This window comes from Streptomyces sp. NPDC002845, assembly GCF_053591955.1.
The window spans coordinates 60608-79850 of the sequence record NZ_JBSFUU010000022.1 but is presented as its reverse complement, the minus strand read 5'-3'; the positions used below and the strand labels follow the sequence as shown (position 1 = coordinate 79850).

General features: G+C 68.5%; 17 protein-coding genes and 2 pseudogenes. 12 read left to right on the top strand and 7 right to left on the bottom strand.

Features of this window, described 5'->3' with window-relative positions; genetic code table 11:
• Positions 1 to 17 precede the first annotated feature (17 nt).
• From ACWD3C_RS18090 to ACWD3C_RS18075, 4 genes and pseudogenes are all read right to left on the bottom strand, one after another.
• A complete protein-coding gene (locus ACWD3C_RS18090; protein WP_451145062.1) occupies positions 18 to 227 on the bottom strand; it encodes a hypothetical protein in 210 nt (69 codons plus the stop codon).
• 179 nt (positions 228 to 406) lie between these two features.
• Positions 407 to 637: pseudogene (locus ACWD3C_RS18085) on the bottom strand (RNA-guided endonuclease InsQ/TnpB family protein); the annotation flags it as partial.
• Between the two features lie 109 nt (positions 638 to 746).
• Positions 747 to 1058 (bottom strand): hypothetical protein, encoded by a 312-nt coding sequence (locus ACWD3C_RS18080; protein ID WP_451144972.1) that lies wholly within the window; start codon positions 1056 to 1058, stop codon positions 747 to 749.
• Positions 1059 to 1357: 299 nt separating this feature from the next.
• Complete coding sequence (locus tag ACWD3C_RS18075) at positions 1358 to 2023, bottom strand: DUF1326 domain-containing protein (protein ID WP_451144970.1); 666 nt, start codon at positions 2021 to 2023, stop codon at positions 1358 to 1360.
• A gap of 362 nt (positions 2024 to 2385) precedes the next feature.
• On the opposite strand from ACWD3C_RS18075, the gene ACWD3C_RS18070 reads away from it, so the two are divergent.
• The 3 genes from ACWD3C_RS18070 (at position 2386) to ACWD3C_RS18060 (ending at position 4530) form a co-directional block, all read left to right on the top strand.
• On the top strand, positions 2386 to 3459 hold the full coding sequence (locus ACWD3C_RS18070; protein ID WP_451144968.1) for a lytic polysaccharide monooxygenase auxiliary activity family 9 protein: 1074 nt from the start codon (positions 2386 to 2388) through the stop codon (positions 3457 to 3459).
• 132 nt (positions 3460 to 3591) lie between these two features.
• Positions 3592 to 3825, top strand: coding sequence for a hypothetical protein (locus ACWD3C_RS18065; protein WP_451144966.1), 234 nt, complete (start codon positions 3592 to 3594; stop codon positions 3823 to 3825).
• A 21-nt stretch (positions 3826 to 3846) separates the two neighbouring features.
• Entirely contained in the window at positions 3847 to 4530 is a 684-nt protein-coding gene (locus ACWD3C_RS18060) for a beta-galactosidase trimerization domain-containing protein (protein ID WP_451144964.1), read from the top strand.
• A 22-nt stretch (positions 4531 to 4552) separates the two neighbouring features.
• Here ACWD3C_RS18060 and ACWD3C_RS18055 read toward each other — a convergent pair.
• A pseudogene (locus ACWD3C_RS18055) lies at positions 4553 to 4745 on the bottom strand (hypothetical protein); the annotation flags it as partial.
• A 469-nt stretch (positions 4746 to 5214) separates the two neighbouring features.
• Between ACWD3C_RS18055 and ngcE the strand changes: the two are divergent.
• The 8 genes from ngcE to dxs all read left to right on the top strand — a co-directional run bounded on the left by ngcE (position 5215) and on the right by dxs (position 15920).
• Positions 5215 to 6660 (top strand): N-acetylglucosamine/diacetylchitobiose ABC transporter substrate-binding protein, encoded by a 1446-nt coding sequence (ngcE, locus tag ACWD3C_RS18050; RefSeq protein ID WP_451144962.1) that lies wholly within the window; start codon positions 5215 to 5217, stop codon positions 6658 to 6660.
• A 75-nt stretch (positions 6661 to 6735) separates the two neighbouring features.
• A complete protein-coding gene (locus ACWD3C_RS18045; protein WP_451144960.1) occupies positions 6736 to 7665 on the top strand; it encodes a carbohydrate ABC transporter permease in 930 nt (309 codons plus the stop codon).
• Positions 7666 to 7684: 19 nt separating this feature from the next.
• The gene (locus ACWD3C_RS18040; RefSeq protein WP_451144958.1) at positions 7685 to 8617 is read left to right on the top strand and encodes a carbohydrate ABC transporter permease; all 933 of its coding nucleotides are present in this window, start codon (positions 7685 to 7687) and stop codon (positions 8615 to 8617) included.
• Positions 8618 to 8839: 222 nt separating this feature from the next.
• Positions 8840 to 10039 carry an ROK family transcriptional regulator gene (locus tag ACWD3C_RS18035; protein ID WP_451144956.1) on the top strand — a complete coding sequence of 400 codons (1200 nt, stop codon included), beginning with the start codon at positions 8840 to 8842 and terminating at the stop codon, positions 10037 to 10039.
• A gap of 120 nt (positions 10040 to 10159) precedes the next feature.
• Complete coding sequence (locus ACWD3C_RS18030; RefSeq protein ID WP_451144954.1) at positions 10160 to 11245, top strand: substrate-binding domain-containing protein; 1086 nt, start codon at positions 10160 to 10162, stop codon at positions 11243 to 11245.
• A 292-nt stretch (positions 11246 to 11537) separates the two neighbouring features.
• A complete protein-coding gene (locus tag ACWD3C_RS18025; RefSeq protein ID WP_451144952.1) occupies positions 11538 to 12329 on the top strand; it encodes an ATP-binding cassette domain-containing protein in 792 nt (263 codons plus the stop codon).
• A complete protein-coding gene (locus tag ACWD3C_RS18020) occupies positions 12326 to 13648 on the top strand; it encodes a sugar ABC transporter permease (protein WP_451144950.1) in 1323 nt (440 codons plus the stop codon). Before ACWD3C_RS18025 ends, ACWD3C_RS18020 begins: the two co-directional genes overlap by 4 nt.
• Before the next feature lie 340 nt (positions 13649 to 13988).
• Positions 13989 to 15920 (top strand): 1-deoxy-D-xylulose-5-phosphate synthase, encoded by a 1932-nt coding sequence (gene dxs, locus ACWD3C_RS18015; RefSeq protein ID WP_451144948.1) that lies wholly within the window; start codon positions 13989 to 13991, stop codon positions 15918 to 15920.
• Between the two features lie 69 nt (positions 15921 to 15989).
• Here the strand turns inward: dxs and ACWD3C_RS18010 are convergent, their stop codons facing one another.
• On the bottom strand, positions 15990 to 16364 hold the full coding sequence (locus ACWD3C_RS18010; RefSeq protein ID WP_451144946.1) for an NTP pyrophosphohydrolase: 375 nt from the start codon (positions 16362 to 16364) through the stop codon (positions 15990 to 15992).
• A 403-nt stretch (positions 16365 to 16767) separates the two neighbouring features.
• On the opposite strand from ACWD3C_RS18010, the gene ACWD3C_RS18005 reads away from it, so the two are divergent.
• Positions 16768 to 17892, top strand: a complete 1125-nt coding sequence (locus tag ACWD3C_RS18005) for a hypothetical protein (protein WP_451144944.1) — start codon at positions 16768 to 16770, stop codon at positions 17890 to 17892.
• Positions 17893 to 17971: 79 nt separating this feature from the next.
• On the opposite strand, the gene ACWD3C_RS18000 is transcribed toward ACWD3C_RS18005, so the two are convergent.
• Complete coding sequence (locus ACWD3C_RS18000) at positions 17972 to 19060, bottom strand: LCP family protein (protein WP_451144942.1); 1089 nt, start codon at positions 19058 to 19060, stop codon at positions 17972 to 17974.
• Positions 19061 to 19243: the final 183 nt, after the last annotated feature.

Here is a 19243-nt window from a genome sequence, read left to right as displayed (position 1 = left end):
GTTCTGGCCGTCGCCCTTCACCGGGCGGCGGCCAGTGCTGCACGCATCCGAGCGCCACTTGCATGGCCCCTTGCCTCCGCGTGGAGACTGCGCGTGCTCTTGATTACCGTGTCGCCCGCGAATTCTCGTCCGCAATGGAGACGGTTCCTGGGATCGCGTTTCTTGCAAGAAGGGCATGTCTGGGACGTTCCCTGTGGGAGGACTGAGCGTAGATCGCTCCCGTACAGCGGGCTTTTGTATACCAGTTGGCGGCGGCGTTCGTCGGAGCGTTGTCCAGGATCCCTCTGGTGAGCTCTGCTTTCTGCTTCCTGTTCTTGTTTCCTGCCGTGGCCTGAGATCGGGTGGCTGACGTCGCCATGTTCTGCACGCGCAAGTCTTCGATTCCGACGAACCCGTGGTATTTGGACAGGTCGGTGGTCAACTTGTGAGTGAAGTCGAGTCTTCTTCTGTCCTGCCTCGCCCCGAGCGCCCCGATCGCGGCAATGGTGCGCATCAATCGATTTGAACGCGTGCCACGGTTGTACTTCTCGGCATATGTGAGTTGGCGCTCCTTCCGTTGTTCCAGAGCCGTGAGGCGTTTCTCCTCCCCGGCTTTCAGCGTGGGGCGCATGGACCGCCCCGTCGGCTCGGTGGACACCCATGCCGAGATGGAAACTCCGAAGTCGACGCCACAGCCGGGGCCTCCGTTGGGGCCAGCCGGCTTGGCACCGGAGTGCACACCAAGGGAGACATGCCATCCAAGTCCGTCACGGGCGATCGTGGCGTTGCGAATGGTTCCGCCCAGCGTCCGGGAAAGCCGGATCCTCAGCCAACCCAGAACCGGGAAGCGGACCTCCGCCCAGCCTGTTGGGCTTGCGGAACTGGACGGCCTGACCGGTGAAGGGAATCCCCATCCGATCGCCACGGCGCTTGAAAGCAGGAGAGCCCGCTGGATGATCAGGATTGGCCATGTTGACGAACGCTTGATCAAGGCGGCGCAGGATCTGTTGCCCGGACTGCGCCGGGAGGTCACGGATCCAGTTGATGGAGGGGTCGGGGTGATTACGTATCTCGGTCAACAGGGCACAATGCTCTGCGGACCACACCCAACTTCCGTCCTGCTTGCGGCCGACCATCAGACGGTGGTCCAGGGCGAGATGTGATGGCCACTCCAAGAGGCTCGCACTCCTCGGGTGTGCACATGCGGTTCACGGTACGGCTGCCCCTCGCGACGCCACAGGCGGATACGGTCACGAAGGGGCTCCGGGCACCCATGCGGTGAGCGCCCATGCAGTTGAGCGCCCATGCGGTGATCAGGGCGCCTTCGATCTCCGCCTCAGGGCTCGTCCAGGGCAGCCGGCGCCGACCGGGCCGCGCATCAGTTGGGGCCGCTCCAGTCGAAAGGGAAGTACTTGCTGGACTTGCCGCTGCGGCTCCAGCTGAAGCCGAACGCGTCGGCCTGGTCGGTGGTGGCCCGACCCCAGGTGGCGATCTGACCCGGGCCGACCTCGGAACCGGGGGCGTTGTGGACCTGGACCCGCGCCCCCTCGGGCGTGGTGGGACCGGTCAGGGCCTCGGCACGGGCGGTGACCCGGCCGGGGATCTCGGCGCGCCACGACCCCAGGTCCTTGTCGACCTCGATGGTGATCGGAGCGACGTCCATGCCGCGCAACTCTGCGCCGAAGACCTCGGCGAACTGCTGCGGCCAGCCCCCCGCCTCACCGCCGAAGATCGCGCCGAGCGCGGCGCGCTGCTGGTCGTCTGCCCGCTCGTCGACGAAGACGGCGGCATACGGGTCCGTGTGCTCACCGGCCCACACGTTGCCGGTGAAGGACCCGAGCATCAGGACGTTCAGATCGTCGAGCCGGACATCCCCGTACTGTCCCTCGCGTATGTGCCAGGCGAGAACACCCTCGCAATCCCCCTCGGACGGGGGCTGGGCAAATGTGCACGGGCAAGGAATGGCGCACTTGCAGGTGTCGAACCAGTCGCCCACCACATGCCACTGCGGGCTGCCGGTGGTCTGCTCGGTCTGCTCAGTCATCTCGCTCCTCCTGTCCTGCCGCCTCGGAGCGGTGCTACTTCCAGGGTGCGCCCTTGCCGATGCGGAAGCGAAGTGACTCCGGACCAGGTTGAGCAAGGCCGTCACGAGGGCCGCACGCACCCGGGCGCGGCCCTCCTGCGTCAGGCCGCGTCAGGCGTTTACAAGGGCGACGCGCGGCGCTAACTTCACCAAAGGGTGAGGTGGGAGCGCTCCCATATTCGGTGGACCGGAACCCGCCCCGGGGCTCGCTCCCATCTCACGCACACCTCCGCACGCACCCTCGCGCACAGATCCGCACACGCATCTGTATACGCATCCGCACCGCACCTTCCGAAAGGCTGTACACCCAAGGAGTAATTGTCATGCGCGTGACAAGCCTACGATTAAGGCTGCCCCAACGCCACAGAGCCCTCCTCCTCGTCCTGCTCGCCCTCGTCATGACCGTCCCTTCGCTCGGCCTGGTCGTGTCGGCCGGCGGCGAGGCGGAGGCGCACGGTACCCCCATGAAGCCCGGCAGCCGCACCTTCCTGTGCTGGCAGGACGGGCTGACCGACACCGGTGAGATCAAGCCCGTGAACCCGGCCTGCCGGGCGGCGCAGCAGGTCAGCGGGACGACCGCGTTCTACAACTGGTTCTCGGTGCTTCGCTCGGACGGCGCCGGCCGCACCCGGGGCTTCGTCCCGGACGGCGAGCTGTGCAGCGGCGGCAACACCAACTTCACCGGCTTCAACCTCCCGCGCGACGACTGGCCGTTGACCCACCTCACCGAGGGCGCGACCGTCGACTTCTCGTACAACGCGTGGGCGGCGCACCCGGGTTGGTTCTATGTCTACATCACCAAGGACGGCTTCAACCCCAACCAGGCGCTCACCTGGGACGACATGGAGGACCAGCCGTTCCTGAGCGTCGACCACCCGCCGCTCAACGGCAGCCCGGGGACGGTCGAGGCCAACTACTCCTGGTCCGGGCAGCTTCCGCAGGGCAAGGACGGGCGCCACATCATCTACATGGTCTGGCAGCGCTCCGACAGCCAGGAGACCTTCTACTCCTGCTCCGACGTCGTCTTCGACGGCGGCAACGGCGAGGTGACGGGCGTCAAGGACCCGGGCAACCCGCCCACCGAGCCCCCGCCGGGCGACTGCACCGCGACCCGTCGTACGACGGGCAGCTGGAACGGCGGCTACCAGTCCGAGGTGACCGTCACCAACAGCGGCACCGTGCCCATGCTCGGCTGGATGGTCGACTGGACGCTGCCGAGCGGGCAGTCGATCGACAGCCTGTGGAGCGGCAACGCCACGTACAACGGCCAGGACGTGATGGTCCACAACGCCGACTGGAACGGGGCGCTGGAACCGGGAGGGAGTACGACGTTCGGTTACGTCGTCTCCGGCTCCGGCGGTGACAGTACGACGGCCCTGCCCTGCCGGGTCGGCTGAACCGGTGCTCCGGGCGGACCCGGTGGGCACGAGCCGCTGTCCACCGGGCCCGCCACAAGCCTGGCAGGAATTTGATGCCAGGCGGCAGTCCTGCCACTGCCGCCCAGACTGATCCGGGGTCAGGCTGGAGTCATGAACAACACATTCGACACCGCAGTCCAGACCCTCATCACTCTCGCCGTGCTGTCCCTCGTGGCGCTCCCCGCGATCCTCGGCGCCATCCGTGACCGCCGCGTCGATATCCAACTCAGAGACGCGGAGGAGGGGCGAGATCGCCGCACCGGCCTGCTGGTCGTCTTCGACCTCGCCTACGGTCCGCACGAAGAACGGGTCTTCCGCGCGATCGCGCGCCGCGGCACCAGCTGAGCGCGACTCCGGTCGGTCCCGGTGCGCCACTTCCCGGGGCGCCTGAAGGGGTTGACGTCCCGGGAGGCGCTCGCCGCACACGGCGGCACGGTCCTGGCCACCTTCCTCTCCGGCCGCGTCGACGCACACGACCACGCGTTCCTCACTGACGCCCCCGTCCCACTCGCCCCCTCATGGGCGTCCGGGTCGACGAAGGGGACGCGCGCGCCGGAGTTCGTACAGACCGTCCGGCTGGGGGAGTCGGACTGCGAACCGCGCCTCGTCTTCGAGATCGTGCGGGTGCGCGGCGCCGAACCGGTCGGTACCTACGGCGCCGACTTCTACGCGGGCACCCCCGTCGTGAACCGGAACCGGAACCGGGACCGGAACCGGTTCAGTGAGGGCGAGGCCTGGTACGTCGCCACCGCCTTCGGCCGACCGGGCGTCGACCGGGTGGTCCGCCGGATCCTCGCCCGCCACGACCTCCTCGGTCCGTACGCCGACCACCCCGCCGTCGAGACCGCGACCCGCGTCGCCCCCGACGGCACCACCCTCCTCTTCCTCCTCAACCACACCTCCGAACCCGCCCACCTGACCGCCCACGCCACCGCCACCGACCTGCTGACCGGCAAACGGGCCGAACAGGGCGAGCCCCTGACCCTCGACCCGCTCGGCGTGGCCGTCCTCCGGACTCAGCAGGCGCACCCGGCACAGAACCTCCAGTAACGCGCGCACCCGTGACACCCCGTCAGGCGAGCAACTCCACCTCCGCGAGCGTCGACTCACCGTCGAGGACCAGCCGGTACTGCCGGTACGGCCCCCGTGCCGTGACCGAGAGCACCTGGGTCCGACTGTCCCGGGTGAAGGACTCGCCGGAGCGCCTGTCGACGGTCTTCCCAGGTGGTGCCGTTCATGGACGCCTGGAGGGTCCAGCCGGTGGGGATCGTGCGTGGCGGTGCTCGTGCAGCCCCGAGCGGTGGGAAGCCCGTTCGGGCCGGGGCGCGTGCCGGGCGGCGTGGGGGCGTGCCTGAACTTCCCCGGGGTCGCTCAGCGCCGAAGATCCGTCGTCGAACGGTGTCGACGCGGTGTCGATCTTCACTCGGGAAGCACACAGGCCGCTCATATTTCCGCGAGGTCTCAACTCGGAAAAGACCATTGGCCAACCTTGCATTCGATCTTGCTCCGTCGACGGGAAATGGACTATACCTGTCGGCGTCCGGGTAGCCGTCCGACGGCTGTGGACAGGCAGGACCCTGGGGAAACACAGGAGGCGGCGGACCGTGTCGCGCGCGCCGACTGCCGCTTGCCCCCTGTTGAATCCCTCACGCACGACCCCAGCTTGAACCGACCGCGGTGCCGGGGAGGATCCGGTTCACCGCCTGAGTCCTGTAAGAAGGCGAGGACTTGAGCATGGGATCCACTTCCGCCGAGAACAGCAGTACCGAGGGTGTCGGCCGCCGCGATCTGATCAAGCGTTCAGCGGCGCTCGGCCTGGTCACCGTACCCACCATGAGCTTCCTGTCCGCATGCGCCAGCGGCGGCGGGGGCGACGACTCCGGCGGCGACACCCAGGGCGAGGTGTCCGAGGCGAACCCCTTCGGTGTGAAGGAGGGCAGCAAGCTCGACGTCGTCATCTTCAAGGGCGGTTACGGCGACGACTACGCCAAGGCGTGGGAGGCCGAGTTCGAGAAGAAGTGGGGTGTGACCTCCGCCCACACCGGAACTCAGGAGATCACCGGCAAGCTCCAGCCCCGCTTCAACTCGGGCAACCCGCCGGACATCGTCGACAACTCCGGCGCACAGAAGATCAAGATCGATGTTCTGCACAAGAACGGCCAGCTCCTCGACCTCGCGGAGGTCCTGGACGCCCCTTCGGTCGACGACCCGAGCAAGACGGTCCGCGACACCCTCATCCCCGGCACGCTCGACGCGGGCTTGCAGGAGGGCAAGATCGTCGCCCTCAACTACATCTACACGGTGTGGGGTCTGTGGTACTCCGGCAAACTCTTCGAGGAGAAGGGCTGGGAGGCGCCGCAGACCTGGGACGACTTCCTCGCGATCTGCAAGGACGCCAAGGACCAGGGCATCGGGGGCCTCGCGCACCAGGGCAAGTACCCCTACTACATCAATGTCGCCATCATGGACCTGATCGCCAAGACGGGCGGCCTGGACGCCATGAAGGCGATCGACAACCTCGACCCCAAGGCGTTCGTCGGCTCCGACGCGGCACAGGCGGGCGTCGAGGCGATCTACGAGGTCGTCGAGAAGGGCTACTTGATGCCCGGCACGAACGGCCTGACCCACACGGAGTCCCAGACCCGGTGGAACCAGTACAAGGCAGCGTTCATCACCAGCGGGTCCTGGCTGGAGAACGAGCAGCTCAAGCAGACGCCGGACGACTTCGACATGAAGTTCCTGCCGATGCCGGTGCTCGCCGACAGCGTGCTGCCCTTCGAGGCGATCCGGGCCGGCTCCGGCGAGCCCTTCATCATCCCGGCCAAGGCCAAGAACCTGCCCGCGGCCAAGGAGTTCATGCGGATGATGCTCTCCAGGGAGTGGTCCACGCTGTTCGCCAAGGAGGCCAACTCCCTGACCATCCTCCAGGACGGCGTCGACTCCGGCGTACAGCTGCGGCCGGGCACCCAGTCCACGGTCGAGGCGTCCCAGGCGGCCGGTGACAACACCTTCCGGTATCTGTACACGGAGTGGTACGGCGAGATGGACACGGCCATCCAGAACGCGTCCAACGAGCTGATGGCCAAGCGGATTCAGCCGAAGGAGTGGCTGCAGCGGGCGCAGGACGCCGTTGACGAGGCGGCGAAGGACCCGGCGTCGAAGAAGAACCGTCGGGACTAGCAGTTCCCCGCGCCCCTCACGGGGCGCGGCCCCCTCCAGGCCGGCCGAACGGAACACCAGGGGCAGGAAACGCCAATGCGCAAAGGGCAGTACAGGTTCGTCGCGGGGTTTTTGTTCATCCCCGTGGCGCTCTACCTGATCTTCGTCATCTGGCCGTACATCCAGACGTTCGGCTATTCGCTGACGGACTGGAAGGGGCAGTCGCAGACCTTCAAGTTTGTCGGGCTGGACAACTACACAGCATTGTTCCAGGACGACATCTTCATGAAGGCGATCTGGCACAACATCCTGTTCCTGGTGTTCATCCCGGTGATCACTATCCTTTTGGCCCTGTTCTTCGCGTTCATGCTGAACGCGGGCGGGCGGGGCAGGGCCGGCGGCGTCGCGGGGGTCGCCGGTTCCTCGTTCTACAAGATCGTTTACTTCTTCCCGCAGGTGCTGTCGCTGGCGATTCTCGCGGTGCTGTTCGGGGCGGTGTACCGCAGTGACAGCGGCGGCATGCTCAACGGCTTTCTCGTGAAGCTGGGACTGGTCGACGCCAATTCCCCGGTCGAGTGGCTGAACGAGCCGAACTTCGTGCTGTGGGCGCTGATTCTCGTGGTCGTGTGGCACGGGGTCGGCTTCTATCTCGTGCTGTTCTCCGCGGCCATGCAGTCCATTCCCAGAGACATCTACGAGGCCGCGCTGATCGACGGTGCGGGCCGTGCCCAGTCGTTCTTCCGTATCACGTTGCCGCTGCTGTGGGACTCCGTGCAGACCGCGTGGGTCTACCTCGGAATCGCGGCGATGGACATGTTCATCCTGGTCTCCACGATGACCGCCGGCGAGTACGGCGGCGGCCCCGACCACCACAGCGAGGTCATGGCGACCGTGATGATGCGGAACTTCCTGCTGTACGGCAAGAGCGGCTACGCCTGCGCCATGGGCGTGATCATGCTACTCCTCACCCTGATCGTGTCCGTGGTCATGCTGCGCGCCACCCGCCGTGAGCGCATCGAGTTCTGAGCGGGAGAGACGACAAACGATGAGCGCATCCCTGAAGACCGTCTCGCACGGCGGCTCCGCACCCGCCCGGCCGGCCGTGGCCAAGGGCCCGGTCCGCCCCGGCGACGAGCGCAGCGAAGGCGTCGTCCTCAACGTCTTCTCGCACGGCTTCCTCGCCCTGTGGGCCCTGCTGATCGTGCTGCCGCTGCTGTGGCTGGTGCTCAGCTCCTTCAAGACCGACACCCAGATCGCGGGCTCGGCGTTCGGCTGGCCCGAGAACTGGTCCCTCGACGTCTTCTCCCGCGCCTGGGACAAGGGCATCGGTGACTACTTCCTCAACACGGTCATCGTGCTGGCCTTCTCCGTGCCGCTGACGATGCTGTTCGGCTCGATGGCCGCGTACGTGCTGGCCCGCTACCCGTTCTGGGGCAACCGCCTGCTGTACTACTTCTTCGTCGCGGGCGCGATGTTCCCCGTGTTCCTGGCGCTGGTCCCGCTGTTCTTCATGGTCGACCGGCTGGGCATGCTGAACACCTACCAGGGACTGATCCTGGTGTACGTCGCCTACTCGCTGCCGTTCACCGTGTTCTTCATGCACGCGTTCTTCCGCACGCTGCCCACGGCCGTCTTCGAGGCGTCCATCCTCGACGGGGCCTCGCACACCCGGACCTTCTTCCAGGTGATGCTGCCGATGGCGAAGCCGGGACTGATCAGCGTCGGGATCTTCAACACCCTGGGGCAGTGGAACCAGTTCATCCTGCCGACGGTGCTCATGCAGCCGCAGAGCGGTGACGACCCCGAGCGGTACGTTCTCACCCAGGGGCTCATCCAGCTCAACCAGCAGCAGGGGTACGCCTCCGACCTGCCCGTTCTGTTCGCGGGTGTGACCATCGCGATGATCCCGATGCTGGTGGTGTACCTGTCCTTCCAGCGTCAGGTGCAGTCGGGTCTGACCTCGGCGACGCTCAAGTAGAGCTCGACGTTCGAGCAGCGCTCCGGAGCGTTCGGCGCGTACGCCGTCTCACGCTCCGTGAACACGCCGTCCCCGCTTCGGGGGCGGCGTACAACTCGTGCGCGGACACCCGATTGCGGTTCAACCTCTTGACGGGAGGCGACCCGAACGGCTCAGCTTAGAGTTCACTAGTTGGACATATACGGGGTCTCACCGAGGCGACCCCGTGCGCAGGAGGTCGTCGTGGAGACTCCGGGGTCGCAGTCGTCGCTGCACCGGGCAAATCTGGAGCGCGTCGTACGGGCGGTGCGACTCGCCGGTTCGCTCACGCAGGCGGAGATCGCGAGGACGACGGGCTTGTCCGCGGCGACGGTCTCCAACATCGTGCGGGAGCTCAAGGACGGTGGAACGGTCGAGGTCACGCCCACGTCCGCGGGTGGCCGCAGGGCCCGGGCGGTCTCGCTCAGCGGCGACGCCGGCATTGTCATCGGCGTGGACTTCGGGCACACCCATTTGCGCGTCGCGGTCGGAAACCTCGCCCACCAGGTGCTGGCCGAGGAGTCCGAGCCGCTGGACGTGGACGCCTCCGCCGCGCAGGGCTTCGACCGGGCGGAACAGCTGGTCAACCGCCTGATCGCGGCCACCGGGGTGGACCGCGCCAAGATCGCGGGGGTGGGCCTCGGCGTGCCCGGCCCGATCGACGTGGAGTCCGGCACGCTCGGCTCCACCGCCATCCTGCCCGGCTGGACCGGCACGAAGCCCGCCGAGGAGCTGCGGGGGCGGCTCGGCGTGCCCGTGCACGTGGACAACGACGCCAACCTCGGCGCCCTGGGCGAGCTGGTCTGGGGCAGTGGCCGCGGAGTGAAGGACCTGGCGTACATCAAGGTCGCCAGCGGGGTGGGCTCGGGCCTGGTCATCGCGGGCAAGATCTACCGCGGCCCGGGCGGCACAGCGGGGGAAATCGGCCATATCACTCTTGATGAATCCGGCCCCGTCTGCCGCTGCGGCAACCGGGGCTGCCTGGAGACCTTCGCCGCCGCCCGCTATGTGCTGCCGCTGCTCCAGTCCAGCCACGGCACCGACCTGACCATGGAAGGGATGGTCAGACTGGCGCGGGACGGAGACCCCGGCTGCCGCCGGGTGATCGCCGACGTCGGCCGCCACATCGGCAGCGGAGTCGCCAATCTCTGCAATCTGCTGAACCCCAGCCGGGTGGTGCTCGGCGGCGATCTCGCCGAGGCCGGGGAGCTGGTCCTGGGGCCCATAAGGGAGTCCGTCGGCCGCTATGCGATCCCCAGCGCGGCGCGTCAACTCTCCGTGCTGCCAGGGGCACTTGGGGGCCGTGCGGAGGTGCTCGGGGCGCTCGCCCTGGCCCTCAGCGAGATGGGCGATTCGGCTCTTTTGGACGGCAGCCTCCACGCCGCGACGCCCGTCTTCACTTAGAGAACGAATAACGCCGTTGCCATCTCGTTAGTATTTACTTCTTGACGTCGCACGTGCGGCCGAGTTGACTTCCGGTCACCTCGGCCGCAACGACGCGGCCTCGTCAGGGAGGTTTACAGGATGAACACGTTCGCGCGTCGTGCCGCCGTGGCCGTCACCGCCACCGCGATGGCAGCGACCCTCGCCGCTTGTGGTGAGGCAGGTAGCGGCGACAGCGACTCCGGCGACAACAAGACCATTGGTCTGCTGCTCCCCGAGAGCAAGACCACGCGTTATGAGTCGTTCGACTATCCGCTCATCAAGGCGAAGGTCGAGGAGCTCTGCTCCGACTGCAAGATCGACTACAAGAACGCCAGTGAGAACGTCTCGACCCAGAAGCAGCAGTTCGACGACCTGATGGCCTCCGGTGTGAAGGTCATCATCCTGGACGCCGTCGACTCCGCGGCCGCCAAGGCCTGGGTGCAGGAAGCGGCCGACCAGGACGTGCAGGTCATCGCGTACGACCGGCTCGCCGAGGGCCCCGTCTCCGCGTACATCTCGTTCGACAACGAGAAGGTCGGTCAGCTCCAGGGCCAGGCCCTGGTCGACGCGCTGGGCGACAAGGCCGCCGACGCCAACGTCGTGATGATCAACGGCAAGGAGAGCGACCCGAACGCCGCCCTGTTCAAGAAGGGCGCCCACTCGGTCCTCGACGAGGAAGTCGGCAAGATCGTCTACGAGCAGACCGGTGAGTGGGACGCTGCCGTCGCGGGCCAGAAGGTCGGCAGCGCCATCACCGCGCTCGGCAAGGACGGCTTCGACGCGGTCTACTCCGCCAACGACGGCATGGCCGGAGGCGTCATCGCGGCCCTGGACTCGGCCGGCATCAAGGGCATCCCGGTCGGTGGCCAGGACGCCGAGCTCGCCGCCATCCAGCGGATACTCGCCGGTACCCAGGCGTACACGATCTACAAGCCGTACAAGCCGGAGGCCGAGGCGACCGCCGAGATCGCGGTCAAGCTCCTCAACGGCGAGTCGATCGACTCCCTGGCCACCGGGTCCATCGACAGCCCCAGCGACTCGGGCATCCCGGCCGCGCTGCTGGAGCCCACGGTCGTGACCAAGGACAACGTCAAGGACACGATCGTCGCCGACGAGTTCTTCAAGGTGTCCGAGATCTGCACCGCCAACTACGCCGACGCCTGCAAGGACGCCGGCATCCAGTAACCCGCGGACCGGTACGGCGCCCCTCCCCGAGCACGCCCCGCATCCGGGGCGGGGCGCCCTGCCCACCGGCGGGTTCCGGGCGGAGCCGGCCTTCGCCGCGGCGGCACTGTGTCCGCACGGCCGGCCTCCCCATCCCCCCACCATGGGCCGTGTCCCGTTCGGCCCTTGCACAGCTCAGTCTTTCGCGCGTTGATGCGGACGTAGTCCCGTTCCTGGTGCCGGCCCTCAGCGCCCCAACCCCGGTGCTGCTCTTCCAGCGCGCGGTATCCCCGCCGGTCAGGCGGCGAAGGAGATGGTTCATGTGTCCGCTACGCCCGTGTTGGCGTTGCGCGGAGTGTCCAAGCGGTTCGGTGCGGTTCAGGCCCTCACCGATGTCGAACTGGAGATTTCCGCCGGCCAAGTGGTCGCCCTCGTGGGCGACAACGGCGCAGGTAAGTCGACCCTCGTCAAGACGATCGCGGGTGTCCACCCGATCGACGAGGGCATCATCGAGTTCGAGGGCAACCCGGTCCGGATCCAGCGGCCGCACGACGCCCAGAACCTCGGTGTCGCCACCGTCTATCAGGACCTCGCCCTCTGCGACAACCTGGACGTCGTGGCCAACCTGTTCCTCGGCCGCGAACTCGGCAAGGCCTCGGTGCTCGACGAGGTCGCCATGGAGAAGCGCGCCAAGGAACTCCTGGACACCCTCTCCATCCGCATCCCCAGCGTGCGCATCCCGACCGCCTCGCTCTCCGGCGGTCAGCGCCAGGTCGTCGCGATCGCCCGCGCCCTGGTCGGCGACCCCAAGGTCGTGATCCTCGACGAGCCCACCGCCGCCCTCGGCGTCGAGCAGACCGCCCAGGTCCTCGACCTGGTCGAGCGGCTGCGCGAGCGCGGCCTCGCCGTGATCCTCATCAGCCACAACATGGCCGACGTCAAGGCCGTCGCCGACACGGTGGCCGTGCTGCGGCTCGGCCGCAACAACGGCGTCTTCGAGGTCAAGACCACCTCGCAGGAAGAGATCATCTCCGCCATCACGGGCGCCACGGAGAACGCCGTGACCCGTCGTGCGGCCCGCAGCAACGGGGAGGTACAGAAGTGACCACCGACAAGACCTCCGCCGCCGGGACGACCGAGGCCGTCGCGACCGCGACCGACGAGCACATCGTCGAGAATCCCGAGGCCGCCGACGGCGCCATCCCCGCAGTCGACCCCCGCCTCCTCGTCCGCGAGGAGGGCCTGGCCGGCTACTTCAACGAGTTCAAGCGGAAGATCCGCGGCGGTGAACTCGGCGCGGTCCCGGTCGTCTCCGGCCTGATCGTCATCTGGGCGATCTTCGAGTTCACCACCGGCCGCTTCCTGGAGCCGTCGAACCTCACCAACATCGCGCAGTACATCGTCGGCCCCGGCCTGATGGCCACCGGCATCGTCTTCGTGCTGCTGCTCGGCGAGATCGACCTCTCCGTGGGCTCCATCGCCGGTGTGACCGCCGCGGCCTCCGCCGTGATGGCCGTCAAGAACGGCATGAACGAAACGCTCGCCGTACTGATCGCCGTCGTCGGCGCCGCTCTCATCGGTGCGCTGCACGGCTTCTTCTTCGCCAAGATCGGCGTCCCGGCGTTCGTCGTCACCCTGGCCGGCTTCCTCGGCTGGAGCGGTCTGCAACTGTCGGTCCTCGGCAACACGCTGTCGCTGAACAACATCCCCGACGGCGTCGTCCACTCGCTGAACAACACCTACTTCTCCAACATCGCCTGGGCCAACACGGCGGCCACCGTCGCGGTCGCCCTGCATCTGCTGTCCCAGCTCAGCGAGCAGCGCCGCCGCAAGGCGGTCGACCTGCCGCACCGTCCGCTCAGCGAGATCGCGCTGCGGTCCGGCGTCGTCGCGGCGCTCGCCTTCGGTATCGCGGCCGTCTTCAACCAGGCGCGCGGCTTGCCGCTCGGCATCACGATCTTCATCAGCATCGTCGTGCTGGCCAGCTTCGTCCTGCGCCGCACCCGTTACGGCCGTCAGGTCTTCGCCGTCGGCGGCGGCATCGAGGCCGCCCGCCGTGCCGGTATCAACGTGGCCCTGATCCGGATCTCGGTGTTCACCATCTCCGGGACCCTCGCGGGCCTCGGCGGTCTGTTCATCGCTTCGCAGTCCGGTGTCTCCGACTCCAGCCTCGGCGGCGGCAACATGCTGATGATCGCCATCGCGGCGGCCGTCATCGGCGGCACCAGCCTCTTCGGCGGCCGCGGTACGCCGTGGTCGGCGGTGCTCGGCATCCTGGTCATCCAGTCGATCATGACCGGCCTGTACATGCAGGGCAGCTCCAGTGCGGCCGTGCAGTACATGATCACGGGGGCCGTGCTGCTGGCCGCGGTGGTTCTGGACTCGGTGTCGCGTCGTACGCAGAAGTCGGCGGGGCGCGCGTAGCGGTTGAGCAGGGGGCGCCGTCGGGGTTGCGGTTGGTTGTCGGCTGCGGGTTTGTGTGTGGCTGGTCGCGCCCACGCGGCGGAGCCGCAAATTGACACAGCCCCGCGCCCCTTCAGGGGCGCGCTGCAGTCCCCTCTGTGACAGGAAGTGCCCGGTGCCATGGTGGTGTCGGGCACTTCTTTGCGCTCGGGGGCGTTTCGTACGCGTATGGCGGTGCAGGATGGTTTACGGCCGATCGCGTGATGTATGACGCGGAGGCCGGACGCCGCCGTGGAAGGCGGAACATTAGACTCGACAAGCCTGGCAAAAGGTCGATCAGCTCTACTGCAAGGAGGCACGGGTGCCGCTGCTGACCCGCATCAGGGGACCGCGCGATCTGGACCGGCTCAGCTTCGAGGAGCTGGACCTGCTGGCAGGGGAGATCCGGAGCTTCCTCGTCGACGCGGTCTCCAAGACCGGCGGCCACCTCGGCCCGAACCTAGGTGTGGTCGAGCTCACCATCGCGCTGCACCGCGTCTTCGAGTCGCCGAAGGACAAGGTGCTCTGGGACACCGGCCACCAGTCCTACGTGCACAAGCTGCTCACCGGCCGTCAGGACTTCTCGAAGCTGAAGATGAAGGGCGGCCTGTCGGGCTACCCGTCGCAGGCGGAGTCCGAGCACGACGTCATCGAGAACAGCCACGCGTCGACGGTCCTCGGCTGGGCCGACGGTCTCGCCAAGGCCAACCAGCTGCGGAAACGCGACGACCACGTTGTCGCCGTCATCGGTGACGGCGCCCTCACCGGCGGTATGGCCTGGGAGGCGCTCAACAACATCGCGGACGCCAAGGACCGTCCGCTCGTCATCGTCGTCAACGACAACGAGCGTTCGTACGCCCCCACGATCGGCGGCCTCGCCAACCACTTGGCCACGCTGCGCACCACCGACGGTTACGAGCGCTTCCTGGCCCGGGGGAAGGATCTGCTGGAGCGCACCCCCGTCGTCGGCAAGCCGCTCTTCGACACCCTGCACGGGGCGAAGAAGGGGCTGAAGGACTTCATCGCGCCGCAGGGCATGTTCGAGGACCTCGGCCTGAAGTACGTCGGGCCGATCGACGGGCACGACGTCGAGGCCCTGGAGTCCGCGCTCGCCCGCGCCAAGCGCTTCGGCGGCCCGGTGATCGTGCACTGCCTGACGGAGAAGGGCCGCGGCTACCAGCCCGCCCTCCAGGACGAGGCCGACCGCTTCCACGGCATCGGCCCCATCCACCCCGACACGGGCCTGCCGATCAAGGCATCGGGCGCCGACTGGACCTCCGTCTTCGGCGAGGAGATGGTCGAACTCGGCAGGGAGCGCGAGGACATCGTCGCCATCACCGCGGCGATGCTCCAGCCGGTCGGCCTGAAGAAGTTCGCGGACGCCTTCCCGGACCGTATCTACGACGTCGGCATCGCCGAGCAGCACGGCGCCGTCTCCGCGGCGGGCCTCGCGGCGGGCGGGGTGCACCCCGTCTTCGCCGTGTACGCCACCTTCCTCAACCGTGCCTTCGACCAGGTGTTGATGGATGTGGCCCTGCACAAGTGCGGGGTCACCTTCGTGCTGGACCGGGCCGGCGTCACCGGCACCGACGGCGCCTCGCACAACGGCATGTGGGACATGTCGATCCTCCAGGTCGTCCCCGGCCTCAGGCTCGCCGCCCCGCGCGACGCCGACCAGGTCCGTGCCCAGCTGCGCGAGGCCGTCGAGGTCGACGACGCGCCGACCGTGGTCCGCTTCTCCAAGGGCACCGTGGGCCCCGCCGTACCCGCCGTGGGCCGGATCGGCGGCATGGACGTGCTGCGTGAGCCGGGCACGGACGCCCCGGACGTGCTCCTCGTGTCGGTGGGCGCCCTCGCGCCGATGTGCCTGGAGATCGCCGGCCTCCTCGACAAGCAGGGCATCTCCACCACGGTCGTCGACCCGCGCTGGGTCAAGCCGGTCGACGAGGCCATGGCCCCGCTCGCCGAGCAGCATCGCGTGGTCGTGACCGTGGAGGACAACTCCCGCGTCGGCGGCGTCGGTTCGGCCGTCGCCCAGTCCCTGCGCGACGCGGGCGTGGACGTTCCGCTCCGTGACTTCGGCATCCCGCCGCGCTTCCTCGACCACGCCTCCCGCGCCGAGGTCATGGCGGAGATCGGGCTCACCGCGCCCGACATCGCCCGCCAGGTCACCGGGCTCGTCTCCAAGCTCGACGGCCGCTTCGCGCGCACCACGGCCGAGGCGGTCGACCAGGTGGAGCCCGCCCGCGACTGACGTACCGGCAGGCGGCCGTGCGCGTTGGTGAGGCTGTGTCACGTCCCCGGCCGGGGACGTGACACAGCCTCAGTCCTGTCCGGCCCGCACCGCACGCGGCCCGGTGACCTCGGCGCCCGTCTCGGTGACCCGGCGCCGCAGTTCGCGGTCGGCGGTCACCACCAGGCAGGGGCGGCCGTGGGCCTCGGCCGCCAGTTCCGTGATCCGGTCGTCGCCGCTGCCGGAGGCCGACTCGACGCGTACTCCCGGCACGGACTCCACACCGCGAGCCGCGCCCTCCACCACGAGCACGATTTCGACCTGCTCCCCGCGCCCCGGCATCCCGTCCCGCGCGAGCCGGTCCCGGAGCCGCTCGGCGGCCCCGCGGCGGTCGCGCCACCAGCCGTCGGGGACGGAGCCGATGACGTTGGCGGCGTCGATGATCACGAGCAGTGGGTCAGCCATGGGGACAGGGTCCCATGGTGGTGGTCAGAGCCTGTGTCATATCCCCGGCCGGGCGCCCGCCGCCTGGCACGCACTCCCCCACTGCCTTAAGGGCGTGGGGGACCCCCAGCCGTGTTGCCGAAAGGCCCTGGTAGCTCCTCCCCCACGCTCGGCTTCGCTCGCGCGGGGCCGCCCCCATCGAGGACCTTCCGGCGCCTTGCGATCGCACGCTCCCCCACTCTCGGCTGCGCTCGAGCGGGGGGACCCCATGACGACGTGCGCTGATCCGGCCGGGGATATGACACAGGCTCTCACAGAGCTGGCGGAACGATCATCTTATGATGGGCGCGCTTGCCTCTCGCATTCCTGGCGCGAGAGGGCGGCCGGTAGCCGCGCCGAGCGTCATGGGGAGGGACAGGTCGTCATGCGGACCAGAGCCGGGCGCGCCGCCGCCCAGGGGGAAGCGGCCGGAACCGGTGAGAAGAGGGCCGGAGGCGAGCGGCAGGCCGCCGTGGCCACGCTCCGTGGGTCCTGGCTCGTCCTCGGCAAGGACGGCAGGCTCACGGCGTACGCCCGAACCCACGACGGCCTGTTGCGCTGGACCCAGACCCGGCCCGGCGACCCGCGGTGGAGCGGCCCGGACCTCTTTCCCGTGCCCGCTCTCACCCACCTCTCGGTGACCCAAGGGACCGACGGCTACGTCCACTTCCTCGGCCGGCGCGAGGTCCCCAAGGACGACGGCCCGCCTGCCGTGAACCTCGTGCATGCCGTCCAGTACCAGACCGGCCGCCCCGTCACCGAGTGGCGCCCGCTGGGCAACCCGCACAAGGTCCGCGAGAAGGCGGCGCGGCTCGGGGCGCCGACCGCGGTGGTCGACACCGCCGGAATCGTGCACGTCTTCGTGCGGAACGCGGGCGGTGGCGTCACGCTGCGGCGGGAGCTGCCCAGCGGCAAGTGGGGCCGGTGGACCGACATCAAGGGCAGCCGGGTGCAGGGCCCCGTCGCCGCGGTCGCCCACGCCTCCGGACGCGTCGAGGCGATGGTCGGCGGCAAGAACCTGATCACGCGCTGGGCGCAGGACCAGCCCGGCGGGGACTTCCGCCGGATCCCGGACACCCCGCTGGCGGTGGCCCGCGGCAGCGCCGTCGGGCTGGAGACCGCGCCCGACCGTGCCACGTACTACTGGACCGACCCGGCGACCGGGGGAATCGTCGCCCACCGTCCCGGCAGCGAGGCGATCCCGCTCGGCGGCACACCGGCCGGGGGCCCCGTCGCCCCGCTGCGCACGACGATCGACGGCTACGACTGCACCGTACTGGCCCATCGTGACCGCGACGGACAGGTCCAGCTCGCCGCCAGCGGCACGGAGAACGAGCAGGCCGGCGTCTGGTGGTCGCCGACCCGGGCGCGCTGCGTGGGCACCCCCGCGCTGGTGAGTGACGCGTACGGCAAGGTCGTGCTCGGGACCATCGGCGCCGACGGCGCCCTGTACATCGCCCGGCAGAAGGACGAGGAGGGCCTGGCGATGCCTCCCTCGACCCGCGTCTGACGCCGGCGCCCACCGGAACACGACGAGGCGGGCCACCGGTCGGGGTGGCCCGCCTCGTCGTGTGTCAGGTGCCGGGTTGTCAGCCGCCCGTGGCGGGGGACTTCTTGGCGGACTCGGGGATCTCCGAGTCGGTGCGGATCGCCTTCCACAGCTGCGTCGCCTGCGGCTCCGCGGCCACCACGCGGTTGGGATCGGTCTTGTCGTACTCCACCGGCAGCATGATCGTCTCCATGGTGGCGGGGTCGACCCCGTTCATGCTGCGCCCGAAGTCCGCCAGCTTCGTCAGGGACGCCAGCTCGGAGTCGGTGGTGAGCGACTCGGTGAGCGAATTGGCGATCCTGTAGGCCTTGGTGGGGCTGCCCAGCAGGTCCTGCTGCTTGACCTCGCTCAGCAGCGCGATCATGAACTGCTGCTGGAGGCCGATACGGCTCAGGTCGCTGCTGTCGCCGACGCCGTACCGGGTCCGGACGAACCCGAGCGACTCGGTGCCGTTCAGCTTGTGGGTACCGGCACTCAGGTTCAGGCCGTTGGCGCCGTTCTTGATGTCCTGGTCGATGGTGACCGTCACACCGCCTATGGCGTCGACCAGTTCCTTGAAGCCGGCGAAGTCGATCTCCATGAAGTGGTCCATGCGGACGCCGGACATCTGCTCCACGGTCTTGACGACACAAGCGGAACCGGCGAGCGAGTACACGGAGTTGAACATCACCCGGTTCGCCGACGGGAGCGTGGAGCCGTCCGACGTGGTGCACTCGGGGCGGGTGACCAGGGTGTCGCGCGGGATGCTGACGGCGACGGCGCTGGTGCGGCCCTCGGGGATGTGCATCACGAGGGCGGTGTCGGAGCGGGCACCGGAGACGTTGCCCGAGTCGAGCTCGGCGTTGTCCCCTGCGCGCGAGTCGGAGCCCAGGACCAGGATGTTCCGCCCCGACGTAGGCAGCTTCTCGGGGCGGTCCTCGCCGATCGCCTTGTCGAGGTCGACGCCGTCGATGTTGCCGTTCAGGTCGCTGTAGAGCCAGTAGCCGGTGCCGGCGCCCGCCAGCAACAGCAGGACGAAGCCGAGCGCGATCCAGCGCCACACCCTGCGGCGCCGTGGCTTGTCGGTCCGGCCGCCGGACGGCGCACGCCGGGATCTGCCTGATTCCGTGTCCGTCAGGGCATGCGTCATGCCTCGGTGTCCTCTCTCATCGCTTGACTCGATGCCGGGATTCGAACGTGGGGGGAGGGCACGAGTGGGGGGAGAGGCCGGGCCCGTACGGCTGTCGAACACCACAATGTATCCGAACTATAGACCGACTCCGGGGTCATGCCCCGAAGAAGGGGCGCTTCACCCTCAGGGCGCGGGGATGAG